Origin of the sequence: Pseudomonas sp. ARP3 (assembly GCF_001029595.1) — a bacterium.
In the GTDB taxonomy this organism is placed as follows: Bacteria; Pseudomonadota; Gammaproteobacteria; order Pseudomonadales; family Pseudomonadaceae; genus Aquipseudomonas; species Aquipseudomonas rhodesiae.
On the sequence record NZ_LEKF01000002.1, the window covers coordinates 418,855 to 441,917 of the forward strand.

At 60.8% G+C, this 23,063-nt stretch carries 20 protein-coding genes; 12 read left to right on the forward strand and 8 right to left on the reverse strand.

The annotated features are described in order from the left end of the window. Positions 1 to 52 precede the first annotated feature (52 nt). Positions 53 to 1,159, reverse strand: coding sequence for an agmatine deiminase (aguA, locus tag ABX75_RS03630; RefSeq protein ID WP_034095384.1), 1,107 nt, complete (start codon positions 1,157 to 1,159; stop codon positions 53 to 55). Between the two features lie 120 nt (positions 1,160 to 1,279). Continuing rightward, positions 1,280 to 4,189 (reverse strand): aminotransferase, encoded by a 2,910-nt coding sequence (locus ABX75_RS03635; RefSeq protein WP_047881469.1) that lies wholly within the window; start codon positions 4,187 to 4,189, stop codon positions 1,280 to 1,282. 152 nt (positions 4,190 to 4,341) lie between these two features. Between ABX75_RS03635 and rfbB the strand changes: the two genes are divergently transcribed. Genes rfbB through ABX75_RS03670 form a run of 7 tightly spaced genes read left to right on the forward strand, consistent with a single transcriptional unit; the run spans position 4,342 to position 11,413 of the window. Continuing rightward, positions 4,342 to 5,424 carry a dTDP-glucose 4,6-dehydratase gene (rfbB, locus tag ABX75_RS03640; RefSeq protein ID WP_034111343.1) on the forward strand — a complete coding sequence of 361 codons (1,083 nt, stop codon included), beginning with the start codon at positions 4,342 to 4,344 and terminating at the stop codon, positions 5,422 to 5,424. After that, positions 5,421 to 6,296, forward strand: coding sequence for a glucose-1-phosphate thymidylyltransferase RfbA (gene rfbA, locus ABX75_RS03645; RefSeq protein ID WP_047881470.1), 876 nt, complete (start codon positions 5,421 to 5,423; stop codon positions 6,294 to 6,296). The genes rfbB and rfbA overlap by 4 nt, the downstream gene beginning before the upstream one ends. Further along, a complete protein-coding gene (gene rfbC / locus ABX75_RS03650) occupies positions 6,293 to 6,838 on the forward strand; it encodes a dTDP-4-dehydrorhamnose 3,5-epimerase (RefSeq protein ID WP_034111339.1) in 546 nt (181 codons plus the stop codon). Before rfbA ends, rfbC begins: the two co-directional genes overlap by 4 nt. Beyond that, positions 6,835 to 7,704: a dTDP-4-dehydrorhamnose reductase gene (gene rfbD / locus ABX75_RS03655; protein WP_034111338.1), complete on the forward strand. Its 870-nt coding sequence runs from the start codon at positions 6,835 to 6,837 to the stop codon at positions 7,702 to 7,704. The genes rfbC and rfbD overlap by 4 nt, the downstream gene beginning before the upstream one ends. Before the next feature lie 36 nt (positions 7,705 to 7,740). Further along, complete coding sequence (locus ABX75_RS03660; RefSeq protein WP_034111337.1) at positions 7,741 to 9,549, forward strand: ATP-binding protein; 1,809 nt, start codon at positions 7,741 to 7,743, stop codon at positions 9,547 to 9,549. Further along, positions 9,546 to 10,931, forward strand: a complete 1,386-nt coding sequence (locus ABX75_RS03665) for a sigma-54 dependent transcriptional regulator (protein WP_034095377.1) — start codon at positions 9,546 to 9,548, stop codon at positions 10,929 to 10,931. Before ABX75_RS03660 ends, ABX75_RS03665 begins: the two co-directional genes overlap by 4 nt. A 26-nt stretch (positions 10,932 to 10,957) precedes the next feature. Continuing rightward, entirely contained in the window at positions 10,958 to 11,413 is a 456-nt protein-coding gene (locus ABX75_RS03670; RefSeq protein ID WP_034095376.1) for a YiiD C-terminal domain-containing protein, read from the forward strand. 62 nt (positions 11,414 to 11,475) lie between these two features. Here ABX75_RS03670 and cysQ read toward each other — a convergent pair whose 3' ends face one another. Beyond that, positions 11,476 to 12,312: a 3'(2'),5'-bisphosphate nucleotidase CysQ gene (gene cysQ / locus ABX75_RS03675; RefSeq protein WP_034095375.1), complete on the reverse strand. Its 837-nt coding sequence runs from the start codon at positions 12,310 to 12,312 to the stop codon at positions 11,476 to 11,478. After that, positions 12,309 to 12,875, reverse strand: a complete 567-nt coding sequence (gene nudE, locus ABX75_RS03680) for an ADP compounds hydrolase NudE (RefSeq protein WP_034095374.1) — start codon at positions 12,873 to 12,875, stop codon at positions 12,309 to 12,311. Before nudE ends, cysQ begins: the two co-directional genes overlap by 4 nt. An 86-nt stretch (positions 12,876 to 12,961) precedes the next feature. On the opposite strand from nudE, the gene yrfG reads away from it, so the two are divergent. Then, positions 12,962 to 13,624 (forward strand): GMP/IMP nucleotidase, encoded by a 663-nt coding sequence (gene yrfG, locus ABX75_RS03685; protein WP_034095373.1) that lies wholly within the window; start codon positions 12,962 to 12,964, stop codon positions 13,622 to 13,624. Between the two features lie 44 nt (positions 13,625 to 13,668). Here yrfG and lysM read toward each other — a convergent pair whose 3' ends face one another. After that, positions 13,669 to 14,109 (reverse strand): peptidoglycan-binding protein LysM, encoded by a 441-nt coding sequence (lysM, locus tag ABX75_RS03690; RefSeq protein ID WP_034111333.1) that lies wholly within the window; start codon positions 14,107 to 14,109, stop codon positions 13,669 to 13,671. A 132-nt stretch (positions 14,110 to 14,241) separates the two neighbouring features. Here lysM and ABX75_RS03695 point away from each other — a divergent pair, with 132 nt between their 5' ends. The 4 genes from ABX75_RS03695 (at position 14,242) to ABX75_RS03710 (ending at position 19,097) form a co-directional block, all read left to right on the forward strand. Next, entirely contained in the window at positions 14,242 to 15,129 is an 888-nt protein-coding gene (locus ABX75_RS03695) for a LysR family transcriptional regulator (RefSeq protein ID WP_034095371.1), read from the forward strand. A 96-nt stretch (positions 15,130 to 15,225) separates the two neighbouring features. Then, complete coding sequence (gene fdhD, locus ABX75_RS03700; protein ID WP_034095370.1) at positions 15,226 to 16,065, forward strand: formate dehydrogenase accessory sulfurtransferase FdhD; 840 nt, start codon at positions 15,226 to 15,228, stop codon at positions 16,063 to 16,065. Further along, entirely contained in the window at positions 16,062 to 18,410 is a 2,349-nt protein-coding gene (locus tag ABX75_RS03705; RefSeq protein ID WP_047881471.1) for an FdhF/YdeP family oxidoreductase, read from the forward strand. The genes fdhD and ABX75_RS03705 overlap by 4 nt, the downstream gene beginning before the upstream one ends. Positions 18,411 to 18,617: 207 nt before the next feature. Further along, on the forward strand, positions 18,618 to 19,097 hold the full coding sequence (locus tag ABX75_RS03710; RefSeq protein WP_034095368.1) for a glycine zipper domain-containing protein: 480 nt from the start codon (positions 18,618 to 18,620) through the stop codon (positions 19,095 to 19,097). 66 nt (positions 19,098 to 19,163) lie between these two features. Here the strand turns inward: ABX75_RS03710 and ABX75_RS03715 are convergent, their stop codons facing one another. The 3 genes from ABX75_RS03715 to ABX75_RS03725 all read right to left on the reverse strand — a co-directional run bounded on the left by ABX75_RS03715 (position 19,164) and on the right by ABX75_RS03725 (position 22,957). After that, the gene (locus ABX75_RS03715) at positions 19,164 to 19,595 is read right to left on the reverse strand and encodes a thioesterase family protein (protein WP_047881472.1); all 432 of its coding nucleotides are present in this window, start codon (positions 19,593 to 19,595) and stop codon (positions 19,164 to 19,166) included. A gap of 23 nt (positions 19,596 to 19,618) precedes the next feature. Beyond that, entirely contained in the window at positions 19,619 to 21,556 is a 1,938-nt protein-coding gene (locus ABX75_RS03720) for an ATP-dependent DNA helicase RecQ (protein ID WP_047881473.1), read from the reverse strand. A gap of 225 nt (positions 21,557 to 21,781) precedes the next feature. Further along, positions 21,782 to 22,957 carry a tetratricopeptide repeat protein gene (locus ABX75_RS03725; RefSeq protein ID WP_047881474.1) on the reverse strand — a complete coding sequence of 392 codons (1,176 nt, stop codon included), beginning with the start codon at positions 22,955 to 22,957 and terminating at the stop codon, positions 21,782 to 21,784. Between the last annotated feature and the right edge of the window lie 106 nt (positions 22,958 to 23,063).

The following is a 23,063-nucleotide window of genomic DNA, read 5'->3' on the forward strand; positions in this document are numbered from 1 at the left end:
CGCTGGAGGCGCGTAGCGCCAGGTCGTCGTTGAAGCGCTGTTACAACCGCACTCAGTTTTTGTGCGGCGCAGGCTGCTGTTGAGTCAGGCAGTGAATATTGCCGCCACCCAGTAACAATTCACGACCCGGCACCATCACCACTTCATGCTGCGGGAACAGGTCCTGCAGGATGCGCTTGGCTTCATGGTCGAGCGGATCGTCGAAGCTAGGCGCGATAATGCCGCCGTTGACGATCAGGAAGTTGACGTAGGAACCCGCCAACCGCACGGTCGGATTACGTTCCTGGGAGCCATCCACCGGGTCGACTCCGGCACATTCTTCTTCGGTAGCAAACAAGGGCCCCGGAATCGGCATTTTGTGCACTGTAAACGAGCGGCCCTGGGCATCGGTGCTGCGTTGCAGGACGTCCATGGCGGCATGGCAGCGCGCGTAGTTCGGGTCTTGCGGGTCATCGGTCCAGGCCAGCAACACTTCGCCCGGGCGCACGTAGCAGCAGAAGTTATCCACATGGCCATCGGTTTCATCGTTGAACAGGCCGTCCGGCAACCAGATGATTTTATCCACCGCCAGATTGGCACTCAGCACCGCTTCGATCTCGGCGCGGTCGAGGTGCGGGTTACGATTGCGGTTGAGCAGGCATTCTTCGGTGGTGATCAGGGTGCCTTCGCCATCAACGTGGATCGAACCACCCTCCAGCACAAAACCTTCGGTGCGGTAACGGGGGGCGCGCTCGATCTCAAGGATTTTGCCGCCCACCTGTGTGTCACGGTTCCACGGCGCGTAGAGGCCGCCGTCGAAACCGCCCCAAGCGTTGAAATCCCAATTGACGCCGCGCACTTCGCCGCTGTTGTTGATCACGAAGGTCGGGCCGGTGTCCCGTACCCAAGCGTCATCGCTGGACATTTCCACCACGCGAATATTCGGTACATCCAAACGCGCCCGCGCGTTTTCGTATTGGCCGGCGGACACACACACCGTCACCGGCTCGAACCGCGCAATAGCCTTGGCCACGGCCACATGGGCCGCCTGCGCCGGCTTGCCACCCAGGCGCCAGTTGTCCGGGCGCTCAGGCCAGATCATCCAGGTCTGGGTCTGTGGCGCCCATTCGGCGGGCATATGGAAGCCATCGGCGCGGGGAGTGCTGTGCAAAGTGGTCATGGCGTTCGGTGCTCCGAAGGGGTGATGGCCGACTTTATAACGGATAAAAATCGGCTTTAAAAGCAGTTAAGAGGCTTCAGCCTGAAGCATCCGGCCTAATTATCGATAAGAATCGACTATTTATAACTGTTCATCGAGCACCTTCGACAGCATGTCGACGAAGAAATCCACGCTGCTGCGGGAAGTGACCATCGGTGGTTTGATCTTGAGGATGTTCAGATAATCGCCGGTAGGCTGCATGAAAATGCCCAACTCCCGTAAGCGGTCGCACAGTATTTTGGTTTCCTCGGTGGCAGGCTCCAGGGTGTGCCGGTCGCGAACCAGTTCCAGGCCAAGGTAGAAACCGGACCCATGCACCGCGCCAACCAACGGGTGACGCTCGATCAGGGCTTCCAGGCGAGCTTTGAAATGTCCACCGACTACTTGGGCGTTTTCCCACAGCTTTTCTTCCTCCATCACATCCAGCACTGCCATGCCGATCCGGCAACTGACCGGGCTGCCGCCAGAAGACGAGAAGAAGTAGCCTTCAGCCTCCAGCGCTTCGGCGATTTCGCGGCGAGTGATCACGGCCCCCAGTGGCTGGCCGTTGCCCATGCCTTTGGCCATGGTGATGATGTCGGGCACCACGCCCTGCTCCTCGAAGCCCCAGAAGAAGCGCCCCATGCGCCCATAACCGACTTGCACTTCATCGGCGATACACACGCCGCCCTGAGCGCGCACCAGGCCATACACCTGTTGCAGATAGCCCGGCGGCAGGGAGATGCCACCGGCGTTGCCATATACCGGTTCGCAGATAAAGCCTGCCAGTTGGCGTTTGCTGGCAGCAATTTTCGCCAGGTTGTGTTCCACACTGCGTACATAGTCTGGGGCACTGTCCTGCCCGCGGAACTCACCGCGATAGGTGTTGGGCGCCGTCACTGGATGCACCCAGTCCGGACGACTGCTCAAAGCCTGGGGGTTATCGGCAATCGACGTGGACACGGCGTCCGCCGCCACCGACCAGCCGTGGTACGCCTCCAGTACGCTGAGCATGTCGCGCCCGCCGCTGTAGGCCCAGGCCAGGCGAATGGCCAGGTCGTTTGCTTCGGTGCCGCTGTTGACCAGAAACACGCGGTCCATGCCCGCCGGCGCCAAGGCCAACAGGCGTTCGGAAAACTCCGTGACGGCGGCGTAGTGAAAGCGTGAGTTGGTGTTGAGCAGCGACCATTGCCGCGCCGCCACCGCAGCCATGCGCGGATGCCCATGGCCGAGCACCGCCACGTTGTTGAGCATGTCCAGGTAGGAACGCCCCTGCATGTCGATCAGGTGGTTGCGCCAGCCCCGCTCGATACGCGGCGGATCGGTGTAATAGTGCTTTTGCGAGCGCGCAAAACTGGCGTCGCGGCGAGCCAGCAGGGCGTGAGCGTCCAGTTCAGGCTCGGCGTCGCAAGCCAGCCCCAGCACAGCAGCAGGCGAAGGGCATAGGATTTGCCAGGCCGATGCGCGCGAAGGCGTGCAAAACAGCGGCGGTTCGAGATCGGCGCGGCACAGTTGTACGGTCAGCGGCGCTTGAACCTCGCCAAACACTTGCCCTTTGACCAGCAGCGCACCCGGTTTGAGGGAGGGTTTGACCCCCATCAAGCGAACGCTCGACTCGACGCCCTGCAGGCTCACAACGCCATCGGCGTCCTGGTGCAATGTACCGGCGAAAGGCGCTTCCAGCACCGTGCCGTGGGGCACATGCAGCTCGACGTGCAGAGGAAACGTCTCCGGCTCGGCGGCACTGTCAGGGACGGTGCGCGACAGCCGATATTGCCCGTAGCGGCTGGCCGCCAACCCGTGAACTGCTGCTGCTTCGTCCAGCAGCCTGCGATCGACACCGGGTGTCTCCCAGTTGCCAGCCTCGAAATGCGGGCTGAGCACCCCGAGGTCGATCAACGCAAATTCGCGACCGACCAGCTCTGGTAACAGTGGGGCAAAATCCTGGCTGGCGATGGGCGTCGGCGTTTCGCCAACGCTGCTCAAAATCGCCGCTTCCATCAGTTCGAACGGTACCGAAGTCGCCACATGGAAAATTTCCCACTCATGCTCGGCATTTTTCAGCAGGTAGCTGTTATGCGGGTCCAGGCGTTGCTGCTGCTCACTGCTCAGCACCAGCACCGCAGCCCGCGCAACGATCAGCGGCCACAGCGCCTGTAACTCTTCGCGTTGCAAAGGGGTCACGGCATGGCAGGCCTGGATCGCCGGCAAAATCGCAAAGGGGTCGCCTTCGGCATGGTGCAGCAGGGCCGCGCAAGTCACCGACAGATCAGCGATGCGCCAGGTGTGAACCAGATCGCCGAAGTCGATCACCCCCTGGATGTGCCAATGACGCTGGGCATCGCGCTGCCACAGCACGTTGTCATCGGTGATGTCCATGTGAACAGCTTGCCACGGCAGGCGCTCGGCCAAGGGGCGAATCCGGGCTTGAACCTGCGCGGCCACGCGCTCCAACGTGTCACGGTGCGGGAGGCGTTCCAGGCTGGCCAGCAGGTGGGTGATCAGTTCCTGAGCATGGCGCGGGTCCCACTGCAGCGTGCGCTCAAGGCCCCCATGCTCGAACGGCGCGAGCGCCAGGCTCATGCGGCCGCACAGGTCACCGAACCCGGCTATCACCTCGCGGCCCAAGTGCGGCATGTGGGTCAACGGCTGGCCGTCGAGATAGTCCAGCAGCCGCAAATGCAGGGTTTGCCCGCCGATCGTCAGGGTGAGCAATTCATCGCCGGCCAGGGTCTTGATGACCTTGGGCACACGCACCTCGGCGTGCGCCTGCAGGTGACCCAGCGCCGCGTGCTGAGCCTGCAACTCCAGCGCCGCGTAGTCACCCCGGCAGATTTTCAGAACAAACTGTCCCTGGGGGGTGTCGACTCTATAATTGAGGTCTTGCTGGCTGCCCAGTGATTGCAAAGTGCCAGCAAGGCCATAGTGCTGCGCCAAGAGTTGAGTGGCCTGATCGAGGCCTACTTGCGGGCAAGGTAGACTGGCGCGATGGATCAACGTGGCGAGCAGCATGGTCAGAGCCTCTGATTTTTAGGCGTGTATATCGCCATTGTTTTGGGGGGTTAAGCAACCCCCTGCTTATAACCGTGCTTGCGCCGGCCCGCTGCGCAACTCAAGCTATGCTTCATCCGCTTAATGTCCGTCTAAGGAAAAGGCCCTCCGACATGCGCATTTTCATCACCGGTGGCGCCGGATTTATCGGCTCAGCACTGATCCGCCATCTGATTCAACACACCGAGCACGAAGTGCTCAACCTCGACAAACTCACCTATGCCGGCAACCTGGAGTCGCTGACCAGCATCGCCTCCAACAGTCGCTATGAGTTTGTCCAGGCCGATATCATCGACCAGGCCACCGTCAGCGCCGTGCTGGCACGCTTCGAGCCCCATGCGATCATGCACCTGGCCGCCGAGTCCCATGTCGACCGTTCGATTGACGGTCCGTCGGATTTTATCCAGACCAATATCGTCGGCACCTACAGCCTGCTCGAAGCCGCCCGTGCCTACTGGCATACGCTGACCGAGCCGGCCAAAAGCGCCTTTCGCTTTCATCACATTTCTACCGATGAAGTGTATGGCGACCTGCACGGCGTGGACGACCTGTTCACCGAAACCACGCCCTACGCTCCCAGCTCGCCCTACTCAGCCAGCAAGGCCGCATCCGACCACTTGGTGCGCGCCTGGCACCGTACCTACGGCCTGCCTGTGCTGCTGACCAACTGTTCGAACAACTACGGCCCGTTCCATTTCCCCGAAAAGCTGATTCCGCTGGTGATCCTCAACGCCCTCGCGGGCAAGCCATTACCGGTCTACGGCGATGGTCTACAGGTACGCGACTGGCTGTTCGTCGAAGACCACGCCCGCGCTCTATTGAAAGTGGTCACCGAAGGTGTGGTCGGCGAGACCTACAACATCGGCGGCCATAACGAACAAAAGAACATCGACGTGGTGCGCGGTATCTGCTCCCTGCTGGAAGAACTGGCGCCGCAACGGCCCGCAGGCGTCGCGCAATTCACCGACCTGATCACTTTCGTCAAGGATCGGCCAGGTCACGACCAACGCTACGCGATCGACGCCAGCAAGATCGAACGCGAACTGGGCTGGGTTCCGGAAGAAACCTTCGAAACCGGTCTGCGCAAAACCGTGCAGTGGTACCTCGATAACCTGGAATGGTGCCGCAGGGTCCAGGACGGCAGTTATCAGGGCGAACGATTGGGCAACACCGACATGAAGGATCTGATTGCATGATGAAGGGAATCGTATTGGCCGGTGGCTCCGGCACGCGCTTGCACCCCATTACCCTGGGTGTGTCCAAACAGCTGTTACCGGTGTACGACAAGCCGATGATCTACTATCCGATCTCAGTGCTGATGCTGGCGGGGATCAAGGACATCTTGGTGATTTCAACCCCGGTGGACTTGCCGCAATACCGCAACCTGCTTGGCGACGGCAGCCAGTTCGGCGTGCGGTTCAGTTACGCCGAACAGCCTTCTCCGGATGGCCTGGCGCAGGCGTTTATCATCGGCGAAGAGTTTATCGGTGACGACCCGGTCTGCTTGATCCTGGGCGACAACATTTTCCATGGCCAGCACTTCGGCGATCAATTGCGCACAGCCGCCAATCGCCCGTCCGGCGCCACTGTATTCGGTTATTGGGTCAAAGACCCGGAGCGCTTCGGCGTGATCGACTTTGACGACGAAGGCCGCGCCCTATCAATCGAAGAAAAACCCGCCAAACCGAAGTCCAGCTACGCCGTGACCGGCCTGTATTTCTACGACAACGATGTGATCAAGATCGCCAAGGCGGTCAAGCCTTCGCCTCGCGGTGAACTGGAGATCACTGACGTCAACAACGCGTACCTGCAGCGTGGCGATCTGCATGTGGAGCGCTTTGGGCGTGGCTTTGCCTGGCTCGACACGGGCACCCACGACAGCTTGCTCGAAGCCTCGACGTACGTGCAGACCATCGAACATCGCCAAGGTCTGAAAGTCGCTTGTCTTGAAGAAATCGCCTACGAGAATGAGTGGATCGACCGCAACCACCTGCTGCAGCGCGCCCAATATTTTGGCAAGACCGGCTATGGTCAATACCTGTACTCGCTGGCGGGAGATAGCCAGTGAACGTGGTTGAAACCTCACTTCCCGGTGTTGTAATCCTCGAACCCAAAGTCTATGGCGACGACCGAGGTTTTTTCTACGAAAGTTTCAACGCCAGCACGTTCAAGCAGGCCACGGGCCTCGAACGCAACTTCGTACAAGACAACCATTCGCGCTCGCAAAAGGGCGTGCTGCGGGGCTTGCACTATCAGTTGACACACACACAGGGAAAACTCGTGCGTGTCACCGCAGGTGAGGTGCTCGACGTGGCTGTGGACATTCGCCGCAGTTCTCCGAACTTCGGTCAATGGGTGGGGGTCCGTCTGTCGGCTCAGAACCACCGCCAGCTGTGGGTACCCGAAGGTTTTGCTCATGGGTTTGTGGTGTTGAGTGAATACGCAGAGTTTCTCTACAAGACCACTGATTACTACCAGCCCAGTGCTGAGCGCTGCATCGCATGGAACGACCCAACGCTGGCAATTGATTGGCAACTGACCGAGACGCCGCAACTTTCCGTCAAGGACCAGGCCGGCAAACGCTTGGTGGAAGCGGACCTGTTCCCATGAAAATCCTCATCACCGGCCAACACGGCCAAGTCTCCCAGGCTCTGCAACAGCGTCTGCCCCCGCTCGGCGAACTGATCGTGCTGGGTCGCGAGCAACTGGACCTGACCAACGTCGACCGTATCCGCCAGCAGGTCCGTGCCCACCGCCCCGACCTGATCATCAACGCCGCCGCCCACACGGCGGTCGACCAGGCCGAAAGCGAGCCGGAGGTGGCCTTCGCCATCAATGCCATCGCCCCCGGCATTCTGGCTGAGGAGGCCAAGGCCCTGGGCGCGCCGCTGATCCACTACTCCACCGACTACGTGTTCGACGGCAGCAAACCGGCGCCGTACACCGAGACCGATACGCCGAACCCGTTGGGGGTGTATGGCCAAAGCAAGCTCGCCGGCGAGCAGGCGATTGCGGCAGTGGGAGGCGAGCATCTGATTCTGCGCACCAGTTGGGTGTATTCCAACCACGGCAAGAACTTCCTGCTGACCATGCAGCGCCTGCTGCAGGAAAAGCCGCAGATGCGTATCGTCGCCGACCAGATCGGTGCGCCGACCTGGGCCGGCACCATCGCCGACAGCACTCGCGCCCTGATCGAACATTGGCAGGCTGGGGCCGCCGGCGCGTGGGGGGTGTATCACCTGACGGCCCAAGGCGAAACGTCGTGGTTCGGCTTTGCAGAAGCAATCGGCGAGCACCTGCGAACCACCGGCAAAGCCTGCTCGGAGTTGGAGCCTATCCCTTCCAGTGCTTATCCGACACCCGCCAAACGCCCGCTGAACTCGCGTCTGGACTGCAGCCGCTTGCAGCACCAGTGGCATGTCGCCCAACCGCATTGGCTGGACGCACTGCGCGAGTGTCTTGCACAGCCGCACTAGGCATAATGCGCCTGTACCCCCAGGCGCACGACTCCTATGACTCCACCCCTTCCGCGACGACCCCGCTGGCGCAGCCTCGCATTGCTGGCGTTGTGCCTGGCACCGCTGCTGTGGCCGCTGGAGCACCTGGCCGAGCGCTACTATCGCAGTGAGCTGGCCGGGCAAAACCGCCAGACCCTCGACCTGTACGTCGCCAACCTGTTGGGCACCCTGCACCGCTACGAAGTACTGCCGCAGATCCTCGGTGATCTGCCCGCCCTGCGCACCGCGCTGGCGGCGCCCGAGGTCAGTACTCACCTGGCCAACGCTAACCTGCTGCTCAAAGACGTGGCGGCCCAGGCCGGCGTGGAAGTGATGTATCTGATGGATACCACCGGTAAGACCCTCGCCGCGTCGAACTGGGATAAACAGGACAGCTTCGTCGGACGTAACTTTTCATTCCGCCCCTACTTCAGTGAAGCCATGGCCGGGCGCTTGGGTCGATTCTTCGGCCTGGGCACCACCTCCGCCAAGCGCGGGTACTTCTTCGCCGCGGCGGTGCGCGACGGTGAAAAAGTCATCGGCGTGCTGGTGGTCAAGGTCGACCTGGATCACACCGAAAGCCTGTGGGGTAACACCCCGGAACAACTGCTGGTCACCGACCACAACGGCGTGGTGATCCTGACGTCACGCCCGCAATGGCGATTCCGCGCCACGCGCCCGCTCACCCCCGAAGAGCGCCAGGCCATCATCGCAATCCAGCCCTACCCGACCCGCGATCCACAGCCGCTGAACCTGAGCAGCACCGCCTGGTTGCGCCAGTCCACGGCCATCGCCGAAACCGGCTGGAACGTGGAAATCCTCGCGCCGAAATCCTTGATCAGCCGCCCGGTGCGCACCGTGGTGGCCGTGGGCGGCGCGGCGCTGCTGGTGTTGATGCTGTTGCTCGGTCTGTTGATGCAGCGCCGCCGCCACTATCTGGAGCGCATCGCCTTTGAAGCCAAAGCTCGCCGCGAACTGGAAATGCGTGTGGCCGAACGGACCAGCGACCTGGAAGGCCTTAACCGACGCCTGAAACAAGAAGTGCTGGAGCGCGAACACGCCCAGCAGGAACTGGTACGCGCTCAGGATGACCTGGTACAGGCCGGCAAGCTGTCGGCGCTGGGGACCATGTCGGCGAGCATCAGCCACGAACTCAATCAGCCCTTGGCTGCGATCCGCAGCTACGCCGAAAACGCCGAAATCCTGCTCGATCACCAGCGCACCGACGACGCGCGCGGCAACCTCAAGCTGATCAGCGAATTGACCGGGCGCATGGCCTCGATCATCGCCCACCTGCGCGCCTTTGCCCGCCGTGACCGCCACGCCCCCGAGAGCGTGGCGCTGCAACCGGCGCTCGATGACGCCCTGGCGCTGCTGGCCAAGCGCCGCCGCTCGATGGAAGTGGAATTGATCCGCGATCTGCCGGAAGCCACGCTGTGGGTGCAGGCCGGCGAAACCCGCCTGCGCCAGGTGCTGGGCAACCTGCTGGCCAACGCCCTGGACGCGCTGACCGAAAAAGGTCCGCCGCGCAAACTCTGGCTGAGTGCCGAAACCACCGAGCACGGCGTCAACCTCTACATTCGCGACAACGGCCCGGGTTTCTGCATGGAAGCGCTGGGCCGCGCCAGTGAGCCGTTCTATACCACCAAGACGCGTACCCAGGGCCTGGGGTTGGGCCTGGCCATCTGTGAAACCCTGATGCGCGCCTTTGGCGGCGAACTGCTGTTTGCCAACCACAAGGAAGGCGGCGCGCTGTTAACTTTGAAATTGCGTGCCGGTTCGCCGGGCGTCAGTCTGCAACCGTCCGAGGACCGCAGTGTATGAGTATCGATAACCAGATTCAGGTGGTGCTGATCGACGACGACCCGCACTTGCGTCAGGCCCTGTGCCAGACCCTGGACCTGGCCGGGCTGAAGGTCCTGCCTTTGGCCGAAGCCACCGGCCTCACCGCTCAGCTGTCGCGGGACTGGCCGGGTGTGGTGGTCAGCGATATCCGCATGCCCGGCATGGACGGCCTGGAACTGCTGACCGAGCTGCACGGCCAGGACCCGGATCTACCGGTGTTGCTGATCACCGGCCACGGTGATGTACCGCTGGCTGTGCAAGCCATGCGCGCCGGGGCCTATGACTTTCTCGAAAAGCCTTTCGCCAGCGACGCTTTGCTCGATAGCGTGCGCCGCGCCCTGGCTCTGCGTCGATTGGTGCTCGACAACCGCAGCCTGCGCCTGGCCCTTAGTGACCGCCAGCAACTGAGCACGCGCCTAGTGGGGCATTCGCCGCAGATGCTGCGCCTGCGCGAGCAGATCGGCGCCCTGGCGGCGACCAAGGCCGACGTGCTGATCCTCGGCGAAACCGGCGCCGGTAAAGAAGTGGTGGCGCGCGCGTTGCACGATCTGTCGAGCCGACGCAGCGGGCCGTTCGTGGCGATCAACGCCGGGGCCCTGGCCGAGTCGGTGGTCGAAAGCGAACTGTTCGGCCATGAACCCGGCGCATTTACCGGTGCGCAGAAGCGCCGCATCGGTAAGTTCGAGTTTGCCAATGGCGGTACGTTGTTTCTGGATGAAATCGAAAGCATGAGCCTGGACGTGCAGGTCAAGCTCCTGCGGCTGTTGCAGGAGCGCGTGGTCGAGCGCCTGGGCGGCAACCAGTTGATCCCACTGGACATCCGCATCATCGCCGCAACCAAGGAAGACCTGCGCCAGGCCGCCGACCAGGGCCGCTTCCGCGCCGACCTGTATTACCGTCTCAACGTGGCGCCGCTGCGCATCCCGCCGTTGCGCGAACGGGGCGAGGATGCGCTGATGTTGTTCCAGCACTTTGCCGACGAAGCCAGCAGTCGCCATGGCCTGCCGCTACACGAACTGCAACCGGGCCAGCGCGCATTGCTGTTGCGCCACAGCTGGCCGGGTAATGTGCGGGAACTGCAGAATGCCGCCGAGCGCTTTGCACTGGGCCTGGAGCTGGCCCTGGACAGCTCGGCGGACAACCCCACCGGCAGCGTGCTGACATCCACGCCGGGCGGCTTGAGCGAACAGGTCGAACAGTTCGAAAAAAGCCTGATCGCCGCCGAACTCGCCCGCCCCCACAGTTCTCTGCGCAGCCTCGCCGAAGCCCTCGGCGTACCGCGCAAGACCTTGCACGACAAACTGCGCAAGCACGGGCTGAACTTCGCCGACAGCGCCCAGCACAGTGCCGACGACGAATGACCCTTCCTACCCGCCAAGAGGCCACCATGAGCCGCGACAGCCGTTACCTGGAATCCATCCTTCACCATGACATTCCCCTGACCCGGGAAATGGGGCTCAAGGTGCTCGACTGGCAAGATCGCCAGTTGCAGCTGCACCTGCCCTTACAAGCCAATATCAACCACAAGAGCACTATGTTCGGCGGCAGCCTCTACTGCGGCGCGGTGCTGGCGGGCTGGGGTTGGTTGCACCTGCAGTTGCGCGAGGAAGGTATCGAGGACGGGCATATCGTGATTCAGGAGGGGCAGATCAGTTATCCGTTGCCGGTGACACAGGACGCCACGGTGATTTGCCAGGCGCCGGAGGAAAAGGTGTGGAAGCGTTTTTTAGCCACCTACAAGCGCTATGGGCGGGCGCGGTTGACGTTGGACACCTGGATCGTGAATGAGGGCAGTGACGAAAGAGCGGTCGCCTTCTCTGGCCAATACGTTCTGCACCGCTAGAACCCCCTATACAAAACAACTGTGGGAAGGGGCTAGCTCCCACAGTCAGCTCGCTTGAGGTCTTAAGAACGCGCCAAGCTCAACAAACGTTCACGCCAGGCCGCCTTGGCCGGCAGCGCCAAAAAGAACGGATTGAGCAGTGATTCCCGCGCTGGATAACTGAACGGTGCACCGCTCAATTCCAGCACTTCGCCACCGGCACCTTCCAGCACGCCTTGGGCGGCCGCGGTGTCCCACTGTGAGGTCGGAGCCAGGCGCGGGTAGCAATCGGCGCTGCCTTCGGCCAGCAGGCAAAACTTCAACGAACTGCCGATATTCGCCAGCTCCAGTTTGCCCAGCCCTTCGCTCAGCCCCTCCAGCAATCGCTCTTGCTCAGGGCTGCTGTGTCGACGACTGGCCACCACCGTAAAGCACTCGCCCTCCGCCGGCGCTTGGCGCACTTGAATCTGCCGTGGGGCTTCATTGACATCCGAACGCCACGCCCCCAGGCCCGCGCCACCGAAGTAGCAACGGCCAGTGGTGGGCATCGAGACCACGCCAAACACTACGCGGCCCTGTTCGATCAGCGCGATATTGACGGTGAACTCTTCGCTGCCGGCGATGAATTCCTTGGTGCCGTCCAGCGGGTCCACCAGCCACCAGCGCTGCCAGCCGGCACGCACGCTTTGGTCGATATCGGCATCTTCTTCGGAGAGCACCGGGATGCTGGGGTCCAGGGCCGTCAGGCCGGCGAGGATCAGGTGGTGCGCCGCCAGGTCCGCCGCCGTCACCGGCGAGTCATCAGCCTTGGAGGTCACGGCCACATCCGCGCGCCAGTACGGCAGGATCGCTTCACCCGCCTGGCGGGCCAGTTCAATGACAGGGGCGATAAACGGGTGACCCAGAAACAGTTCGCTCATGCGTTGAAGGCTCCACGCTGGGTCAACAGATCGCGCACAAGGTACAACGCGGCAAGGGCGCGACCTTCGCTGAATTGCTCGTTCTGCGCCAGGCTCGACAGCTCGCGCAGGTTGACCTTGTCCACCCGCATCGGCTCGGGCTCATCGCCTTCTAGACGTTCTTCGTACAGATCGGTAGCCAGCACCACTTGGATTTTCTGGCTCATATAGCCAGGCGACAGCGACAACTCGGTAATGTGCTCCAACTGCCGGGCACCGTAGCCTGCCTCTTCCTTGAGTTCCCGATCCGCGGCCGCCAGCACATCTTCACCGGGCTCGATCAAGCCTTTGGGCAGCGACACTTCATATTCGTCCGTGCCGCCACAGTATTCTTCCACCAGCAACGCATGGTCCTCATCGATCATCGCCACGATCATCACCGCACCATAACCGTTCCCCCGGCCCACCAGGCGCTCGTAGGTCCGTTCAACGCCATTAGCGAAGCGCAGCTGCACTTCCTCCACGCGGAACAAACGGCTACTGGCGACTATTTCGCGGGCGAGGACGGTGGGTTTCTGGCGCATAAGCGGCTCCTTGGCGTGATCGGGTTACTATACCGTGGCTTTTCCGATTGTCTGTGTCGGATATCTTTACTTAGATGAGAACGCCCATGCCCTCTTTGCCCTGGCACGCCATCGACACCGTCCTGCTGGACATGGACGGCACCCTGCTGGACCTGCATTACGACAACCATTTCTGGATGGAACACCTGCCTCAGCGTTACGCCGAGCTGCATGGCGTCAGCCGCGCCATGGCCGAGATGGAATTGCAGCCCCTGTTCGAGCGTAACGCTGGACAGTTGCAATGGTATTGCCTGGACTTCTGGAGCGCAGAACTCAACCTCCCGGTGCGCGAACTCAAGCTGGAGACCGCGCACCTGATCGCCCTGCGCCCGGATGCGGACACGTTTTTGCAGGCCATCAAACAGGCCGGCAAGCGGGTGATCCTGATCACCAATGCTCACCGCGATTCGCTGTCGTTGAAGTTGGAACGCATTGAGCTGGCGCCCTATTTCGAACGGTTGATCAGTTCCCACGACTACGGTTTCGCCAAGGAAAACCCGCAATTCTGGGACGCTTTGCAAGCGGATATAGAGTTCGACCCGGCCCGCAGTCTGTTTATCGACGATACCCTGCCGATCCTACGCAGCGCCGGGGCGTTTGGCGTAAGGCATTTGCTGGCGGTAAAAGAACCGGATAGCAAGAAGGGGCCGAAAGACACTGGCGAGTTTGCAGCGGTCGGTGACTACCGCGATCTTATAGTCGGTCTCTGAGGTGAGAGGGGGGGATGAGCCCCCACCCACTTTTCTTCCGTGTATTACTCAGGAATACGCAGCGTCTGCCCTGGGTAGATTTTGTCCGGATGCGACAACAGCGGCTTGTTGGCTTCGAAGATCTTGTTGTACTGGTTGGCGTTGCCATACACCGCCAGAGAAATCGCACTTAGAGTGTCGCCCTTTTTCACCACGACGAAACGTGCGGCAGCCACCACCGGGCCGGATACTGTGATCTGGTCGTCCACGCTCGCAACACCTTGAATATTGCCCAGCGCCAGCAGAATTTTCTCTTTCTCTTCCTGGCTGGCGACTTCACCGGTGACGGTCACCTTGTCACCCTCCACCTTGGTCTGCACGTTCGGATTACCCAGACCCACTTTGGCCACGTGTTCCTTCAACTGCTCACTGGCATTGGCATTACCCGGCGTCAACAGGTCGATCAACTTCTCGCCGGCTTCCTTAACAAAGCTTAAAAGACTCATGGTGCGCTCTCCTTGGGATATGAATTCCAGATGCCCAAGACTAGACCAGTCCTGCAGACTTGGGTTCCAGACCGACCAAAGACCCAAACGCGCTAGAATCCCCACGCCATTGGAATAAGCCCTGGAGCGAAGATGGACATCAAACAGCTGAAATTCCTCATCGCCCTCGACGAGACCCGTCACTTCGGCCAGGCCGCAGCCCGTTGCCATATCACCCAACCCACGTTATCGATGCGCCTGCGCAGCCTGGAAGAAGAGCTGGACTTGCCGCTGGTCAACCGTGGCCAGCGCTTCGAAGGCTTTACCGCGCCAGGCGAACGGGTACTGGCGTGGGCGCGGACGGTGCTGGCGGCCTACGACGGTTTGCAGGCCGAAGCGGCGGCGTGTCGCGGCAACCTGGTGGGCACGTTGCGCCTGGGGGTGGTGCCGTTGTCGAGCTTCGATCCCTTGGCACTGATGCAGCAGTTGCATAAAGAGCATCCGAACCTGCGCTTCGAGCTGTCGGCACTCAGTTCCGAGCAGATCCTCGAACAACTGGCCAGCAATCGCCTGGACCTGGGCGTGTCGTATTTGGAGCGTCTCGACACGGAACGCTTCGACTCCCTGGCCCTGGGCGAAACCCGCATGGGGCTGCTATATGACCAGCGTTTCTTCAGCTTCGGCGACACACCGTTGAGCTGGGAAGCGCTGATCGAACTGCCGCTGGGCATGCTCACCAGCGGCATGCACTTCCGCCAATCCATCGACCACAACTTCCACAGTCGTGGCCTGCACCCACAACCGCTGCTGCAGACCGATGCCGTTCATCAGTTATTGCAGGCGGTGCACGGCGGTTTATGTTGTGCGGTCATGCCGCTGGAGGGCGGGCTGGAAGCGCTCACCGAGCACCTGCGCCTGCAACCGATCGAAAACGCCCACACCCTCGCGCGGCTGGGGCTGATCATGCGTCGCAGTGCACCGCGTTCGGCATTGGCCGAGGCGTGTTTTGCGCTGTATCAGAAATCGCAAATAGAGTCTTGATCGACGTCATCTATCGGCGCATCAGTACAGGCAATTAGACGCGACGCTTTGTCGCGCCTAGTCTAAACACTGATCAATCCGCCGGTGGTACGCCCCATGAACGCCCAGCGCCCAGCCTGCGCGGCGCCTGCTGCACAAACGCCCGCGTCGGCCGCCAGCCAGAGCTACCAGTATTGCACCCTCGGACACTCAGACTTCGCCAGCACCGCGCTGGCCGAAGAAGTGGCTTTGGCGATCGCCTATAACGACATCAGCCAAGCGGTGATGCTGGTGACGCCTACGGATCTGGAAGACTTTATCGTCGGCTTCAGCCTGGGCAGCGGCATCATCGCCGACATCAGCGATATCTATGACCTGAAGCTTAGCGGCTCGGGCTCTGCGCAATACGCCCAGGTACAGATCTCCAGCCGCGCTTTTTGGAACCTCAAACAGCAGCGTCGTCAGTTAGCGGGCACCAGCGGCTGTGGGTTATGCGGCGTAGAAGCCGTGGAACAGGCCCTGCCGGATCTGCAAGTGCTGGCCGGCGCGCCCCTGCCGCCTGCTGAGTGGCTCGACGGCCTGCGCCAACGCATCAGCGCGTTCCAGCCTCTCGGCCAGCACAGCGGTGCGGTGCACGCGGCGGTGTTTATGAATAATCAGGGCGAATTGTTGCTCGGCCGTGAAGACATTGGCCGGCACAACGCGCTGGATAAGTTGATCGGTGCATTGGTCCGTCAACAAATTCCAACCGACGGCGGCGTGGCGATTGTCACCAGCCGTTGCAGCCTCGAATTGATCCAGAAAGTCCTGCGCGCGGGCATCCAGACCCTGGTCAGCCTGTCGTCGCCCACCGGCCTGGCCTTGCAATGGGCCCGTCGGCACAACCTCAATCTCATCCACCTGCCGCAGAAAAGTGCGCCGCGGGTCTACAGCCCTGCGATGGAGAACCAGCCGTGAGCAATCATCATCAAGCCGACCAAACCCCCACACCGCGCTATAAGCCCTACAAAGGCCCGGCTGGCGGCTGGGGTGCGCTGATCAGTGTGGCGCAGGCGTGGTTGACCAGCGATAACGCGCTGAAAAACCTGCGCATGATGCTCAAGACCAACCAGAATGGCGGCTTCGACTGCCCAGGCTGTGCTTGGGGCGACTCGCCGGAAAGCGGCATGGTCAAGTTCTGCGAAAACGGCGCCAAGGCCGTGAACTGGGAAGCCACCAAGCGCCGGGTGGATGCGGCGTTTTTCGCCAAGCACAGCGTGACGTCGCTGCTGGAGCAAAGTGACTATTGGCTGGAATACCAAGGCCGCCTGACCGAGCCGATGCGCTACGACGCCGCAACCGACCGTTACAAATCCATCAGTTGGGAAGCGGCCTTCGACCTGATCGGCCAGCACCTCAATGCCCTGCCCAGCCCGGACATGGCCGAGTTCTATACCTCCGGCCGCGCCAGCAATGAAGCCGCGTTCCTGTACCAACTGTTTGTACGCGCCTATGGCACCAACAACTTCCCGGACTGTTCGAACATGTGCCACGAAGCCAGCGGCGTGGCCCTGGCGCAAAGCGTGGGGGTCGGCAAAGGCACCGTGACCTTTGATGACTTCGAACACGCCGACGCGATTTTTGTGTGGGGCCAGAACCCCGGCACCAACCATCCACGCATGCTCGAACCCCTGCGCGAAGCGGTCAAACGTGGCGCCCAGGTGGTCTGCATCAACCCGCTCAAGGAGCGCGGCCTGGAACGCTTCCAGCACCCGCAGCACCCGCTGGAGATGCTCACCAACGGCGACAAACCGACCAACACCGCATACTTCCGCCCGGCGCTGGGCGGCGATATGGCGATCCTGCGCGGCATGGCCAAATTCCTGTTGCTGTGGGAACGCCAGGCGCAGGCCGAAGGCACCGAAACGGTGTTCGACCATGACTTCCTCAACGAACACACCGCCAATGTGCTGGAGTACCTGGGCCAGATCGACGATACCTCTTGGGAAGAGATCGTCGAGCAGTCAGGCCTGAGTCTGGTTGAAATCGAGCAAGCGGCGCGTATGTACGCCAAAGGCAAGAACGTGATCATGTGCTGGGCGATGGGTATCACCCAGCACCGCCACTCGGTGCCGACCATCCAGGAAATCGCCAACCTGATGTTGCTGCGCGGCAATATCGGCCGCCCGGGCGCCGGGCTGTGCCCGGTACGCGGCCACAGCAACGTGCAGGGCGACCGCACCATGGGTATTAACGAGCGCCCGCCGGTTGCGTTTCTTGATTCGTTGGAGCGCCGCTTCCAGTTTCAGGTGCCGCGCACCAATGGCCACAACGTGGTCGAAGCGATCCACGCCATGCTCGAAGGACGCTCCAAAGTATTTATCGGCCTGGGTGGCAACTTCGCCCAAGCCACACCGGACAGCACCCGCACCTTCGAAGCACTGCGCAACTGCGACCTGACCGTGCAGATCAGCACCAAGCTCAACCGCAGCCATCTGATGCACGGCAAAGAGGCGCTGATCCTGCCGTGCCTGGGCCGTACCGACATCGATATCCAGGCCGAAGGGCCGCAGGCGGTGACGGTGGAGGACTCGTTCAGCATGGTCCACGGCTCCAATGGTCAATTGCAGCCGCTGTCGAGCCTGATGAAGTCCGAGCCGGCGATTCTGGCCGGCATTGCCGCCGCGACCCTGGGCAGCCAGCCGGTGGACTGGAACTGGCTGGTGGCCGACTACGGGCGCATCCGCGATCTAATTGCCGACACCATTCCAGGCTTTAAGGATTTCAACGAAAAAATCAAAAACCCGGGCGGCTTCTACCTCGGCAATGCGGCCGGTGCGCGCAAATGGAACACGCCGTCGACACGCGCCAACTTCCGCCCGAACGTGCTACCCAAGGACTTGATCCACGAGCGCACCCACGCCACTGGCCGGGTGCCGGACCTGATCATGCAGTCGATGCGCTCTCACGATCAGTACAACACCACGATCTATGGCCTGGACGACCGCTACCGTGGAGTCAAAGGTCAGCGTGACGTGCTGTTCGTCAATGAAGCCGACATCATCCGTCTGGGCTTCAAGCCGGGGCAGAAGGCTGACATCGTGTCGCTGTGGGAAGACGGCCGTGAGCGTCGTGTGAAGGGCTTCACCCTGCTGGCATTTGATATTCCAGCCGGGCAAGCAGCCGCTTATTACCCGGAAGTAAACCCACTGGTGCCGCTCGAAAGCACAGGCGATGGCAGCCATACGCCAACGTCGAAATTTATAGCGATTCGTCTGGAAGCGGCGAGCGAGAGCGGTTTGATCATGTCGCGTTCGGCCTGATCGATCATTTCGGACACAAAAAAAGGCCGCTTTTGCATAAAAGCGGCCGTTCCGAAGTAGCTAAAGACTCGTAAAAAACACTTAAGTTCCCTATTCAAAACAGTAACTTAGAGAATTGTGTACAACTCGTGTTACTGGTCGGATTTCTATTGTCACAATGTCAATACAGCCTCAGGATCGCGCCGTCATCCCCTTGAGGTTTCCCGAATGAAGTTCTCCTCGATTCTCTTGTTGTCCCTTGGCCTGGTCAGTGGCGCAGCCATGGCCGGTGGCACCACCGAAGCCGGTGTGGGCGGCGCATTGGGCGGGGTTCTAGGTTCTGTGGTCGGCCAGCAGTTGGGCGGCAACACCGGTTCGACGATCGGCGCAGCCCTCGGTGGCGCGGGCGGTAGCGCGGTCGGCGCCGACAAGCGTAGCCGTGGCGAAGCAGCCATCGGCGGCGCATTGGGCGCAGCGGGCGGCAACGTTGTAGGCCGCAGTGTCGGCGGCAGCACGGGCGCACTGATCGGCTCAGCAGCAGGCGGTGGCGCCGGCGGTGCCTTGGGCAATTACATGGGCAATAAGAGCGATGATGATGACCGTGGCTATCGTGGTCGAGACGACCGTCGCTACTACCGTGACGATCACCCAGGCCGTGGCCATGCTTACGGGCATCGCAAGAACAAGCATCACTACCGCCACCGTTGATTTCTTAAAACACAGCAAAATCCAATGTGGCAGGAGGCTGCCCCCTCCCACATTGGGTTTCTGCGGTCACACCACCAACCTCTGCAGCGCCTCGCGCAACATCCCCGGAATCGTCACCGGCTGGTTCGTCCTCCGATCCACAAACACATGCACAAAACGCCCCGCCGCACAGGCCTCCTCCTCGCCTGCTTTAAACACCGCCAACTCGTACTGCACTGAGCTATTGCCCAGCTTGCCTACGCGCAGGCCGATCTCAATGCACTCAGGGAAAGCGATCGACGCAAAGTAATCGCACGACGAACTGACCACAAACCCAACCACTTCGCCGTCATGAATATCCAGCCCGCCCTGGTCGATCAGGTAGGTATTCACCGCCGTGTCGAAGAAGCTGTAATAGGTGACGTTGTTAACATGGCCATACACATCGTTGTCGTGCCAGCGCGTAATGATCGGCTGGAAGTGACGGTAATCAGCACGTTGCGGCATTGAGTCAGGCATCGGCACCTCTCTTCGAATGGGCGTTACAGTTCGTTCAAATGGGCCTGGGCCCAGGCGCGAACCTCGGCATAGGGATAGTCTTCCAACGCGGCAAAACCGGGAATAGTTCGTGCTTTCAACTTGGTGAACAACGGCACGCTGATACCGCCCAGAAAGCGCGTCAGTCGCTCGGCGCCGGGTAGGTGACCGGTGTGCTCATGATGCCTGTGGATAAAATCACCGCACAGCCCCATAAAGTTTTTATCCACAAGCGCCGGCAAACTCGGCGGCGGCGGCAGGTGCGCCACCTGGCCATGGCAGACCGAACAATGCCCGCAACGTTGAGGCGCGTTTTCATCGCCGAAATAGCGCGCCAGTCGCTGCCCCAGGCAGTGCTCGGTGGCGAACAGCTCCAGCATGGCGTGAATTCGCGCCACCTGCGCAATCTCGTGCTGCTTGAAGCCTGTGTATAACTCCTGGCTCAGCGCCTGTGGATCAAAGTCGGTATTCAGCAGGCTGTAGACTTCGGTCATCTGCTTGCTTTCCAGCTCGATCAGACCCTGCTCCTGAAAATAATCCAGGGCCTTCACCACACGACTGCGCACGGCATTGTGCTGCTGGTGGAGCGCATCGAAATCTACCGTCGCCCAGGTTTTTGCCCGCTTGCACACCTGGATGATCGCCGCGACAAACTGCTGCCGTTCACCGGAAAACCGCGCCAACAATGCCTCGGGCTCGACCAGGTACTTAAAGCGGTATTCGGCGTAGAACGCATAGCGGGGCGCGATTACGCCCCTGAGTTCCAGTTGCACAAGCAGCGTCTTGAGTGGCAGTTCGCGGATATTGCTGTGATCCGCCAATGACCTGAGCAAGAACTCCCACTGCCCTTCACCGCGCGCTGCCTGCAACTGCTCCAGCACCCGCAGGATGCCTTCCTGTTCGGGCGTATCGCCGTAGACAAAGTTTTCCAGCACATTGAGGCTGTCGCGGTTGGCCAGCACCAAACAGTCGGACGGCCGGCCATCGCGACCGGCGCGGCCGATTTCCTGGCTGTAGTTTTCAATGGATTTGGGCAGGTCGAAGTGCACCACATTGCGGATGTCACTTTTGTCGATCCCCATACCAAACGCGATGGTGGCCACGATGCAATTGGAGCGCCCTTCCATGAAGCGCTGCTGAATGCCCTCGCGCTTATCGTGGGGCAGACCGGCGTGATAAGCCTCAGCCTGGATGCCATGACGGTTCAGGTGTTCGGCAATCTGCTCGGCGGTTTTCTGCAGGGTGACGTAGACGATACTTGGCTGGCCGGCCCGCTCGTTCATCCACTGGATCAACCTGCGACGCTTGTCTGCACCGCTCACCGGCTCGACTAACAGGTTAAGGTTGGGCCGGTAGAAGCCGGTGGTGACCACATCGTTCGCAGCGATGGCGAACTTCGTCTGCATATCGGCAATCACCTCGGGCGTCGCCGTAGCCGTCAGCAACAGCGCCTGTGGGATATTGAACTGACGCTGGTAGTCCGGCAGCTTCAGATAGTCCGGGCGAAAGTTGTGGCCCCATTCGGAAATACAGTGGGCTTCATCCACCACTAGCAGCGATATCCGCACGCTCTGCAGAAAGTTGCGAAAACGCTCGTTCTTCAAGCGCTCCACGGAAATCATCAGGATTTTCAATTCACCGGAACGCGCTCGGGCCATCACGTCATTGGCATCCTCGCGGCTTTGCGCCGAATCGATACTGCCCGCCGAAATACCGTGACGCTGCAGGAAGCCCAATTGATCCTGCATCAGCGCCAGCAGCGGCGATACCACCAACGTCAAATGTGGCAGCAACACCGCCGACAGTTGGTAACACAGAGACTTACCCGATCCGGTCGGGAAAATGGCGGCGGCCGAACGCCCGGCCAGCACAGCGCTGACGGTGTCTTTCTGGCCCGTACGAAACTGTGGATAACCAAAGACCTGCTGGAGGGTGTCGTGCATAGGCTGTCACTCCATTGACCGCTGAAGGTGGCTTTAAAACGTAGTTCAGCCGGTTCAGCGAATCGAGAAAGGTCGCATGGAAAAACGAGACAGGATGATACACAGGGTACAGCCATGGCCTTGGGCCAAATTCGACAAGGGCGACTGTAGTTGTAGGAACACCACAAACAGCTGTGGGAGGGTCATCCCCTCCCACAGTTGTTCAGAACAGCGCTAAGTGCTGAATCAGCGGTTCTGCACACGCTCAATCGCCGTGTCATATACCGGGTTAGCCTTCTGTTCCTTGGCCAACTGGTAGTGACGCAACGCGTCGGAGAATTGCCCGGCCGCTTCGTAGATCCGTGCGATGTTGTAGTAAGCACCGGCACGTACAGTCGCAGCGTTCGCACCAGTGGCCAGGGCGATGGCCTTGCGGTTGGCCCAGATCGACTCGGCGGTGTTACCGGCCTTCTGATAGGCCAAGCCCAGGTTGCCGTAGGCTTTACCGAAGCTGTTATCCAGGTCGATGGCCTGACGGAACAACTCGATGGCCTGATCCAGGTTGCCGGCCTGGTAGGCCGCTTCACCTTGCACGTTCAGACGTTTCGCATCCGCTTGTGCGGAGGAGCTAACGGCTACTGCCGTTACGGCGACGCTGTCATCCAGCAGCGGTTTGACTTCGTCGAGCACGTCCTTGGCGTCCACCTTTACACCGCTGAAGGTGTTGATGTCCTGGAAGTCACCGCTGCCGGTCATGCGGAACACGGTCCACAGGTTGCCGCTGCGGTTCTTCGGCACATAGTAAGTGCGCACCAGGGACTGGCCCATGTACACAAACACCTTGGCTTCGCTGTTGGACAGCTGGCGCGAGCCCGGATTAGCAATGTTGGTGAAGTCATGCACGGCATATACATAACTTTCGCCGTAGTGTTTTTTCTGCAGGGTGATGGTTTCCGGGCCATAACTGTCGACGTCGTCCACGTCCAACTCGGCGTCAGTGCCCTGCTTGTTTTCGAAGTAGATATTGTTGCCCGGGAAGATCATGTGGGAATCGAGATCTTCCGGCGTCTTGCCCCAGGTCAGCACGACACGCAGGCCGTCGAGATTCTCCATAACCGGGCTGATCGCATAGGTCATGCCCGCGCAGGGACACTTGACCACCAGGTTGGAATAGCCAGGCTTTTTGATGATCAGCAGATTGCTCGCATCATCGGCGGCTTCGCTGGTCAGCGTCATTTGGCCTTGGGCGTTGGTGCGGCCCACCACGTTCTGTGCGCCATTGCGCTGCAGCAATACTTCGGCGTCGGCGATTTTCTGGTCCTTGACCACCGCACTGAGCACTTCGATCGGCAACTGCTCAGCCTGGATCGAAAAAGCTACCGCACACAATGACATCGCCGAAGCAACACGAAGCAAACCCATGCTTAACTCCCTTTAATTAGAGGGCGGAATCGCCCTACAAGATTTTGCGGTGAAACATACGCTGAATTCAGCCCGATGGCGGAGTATTTATACAAAATGTGACGTG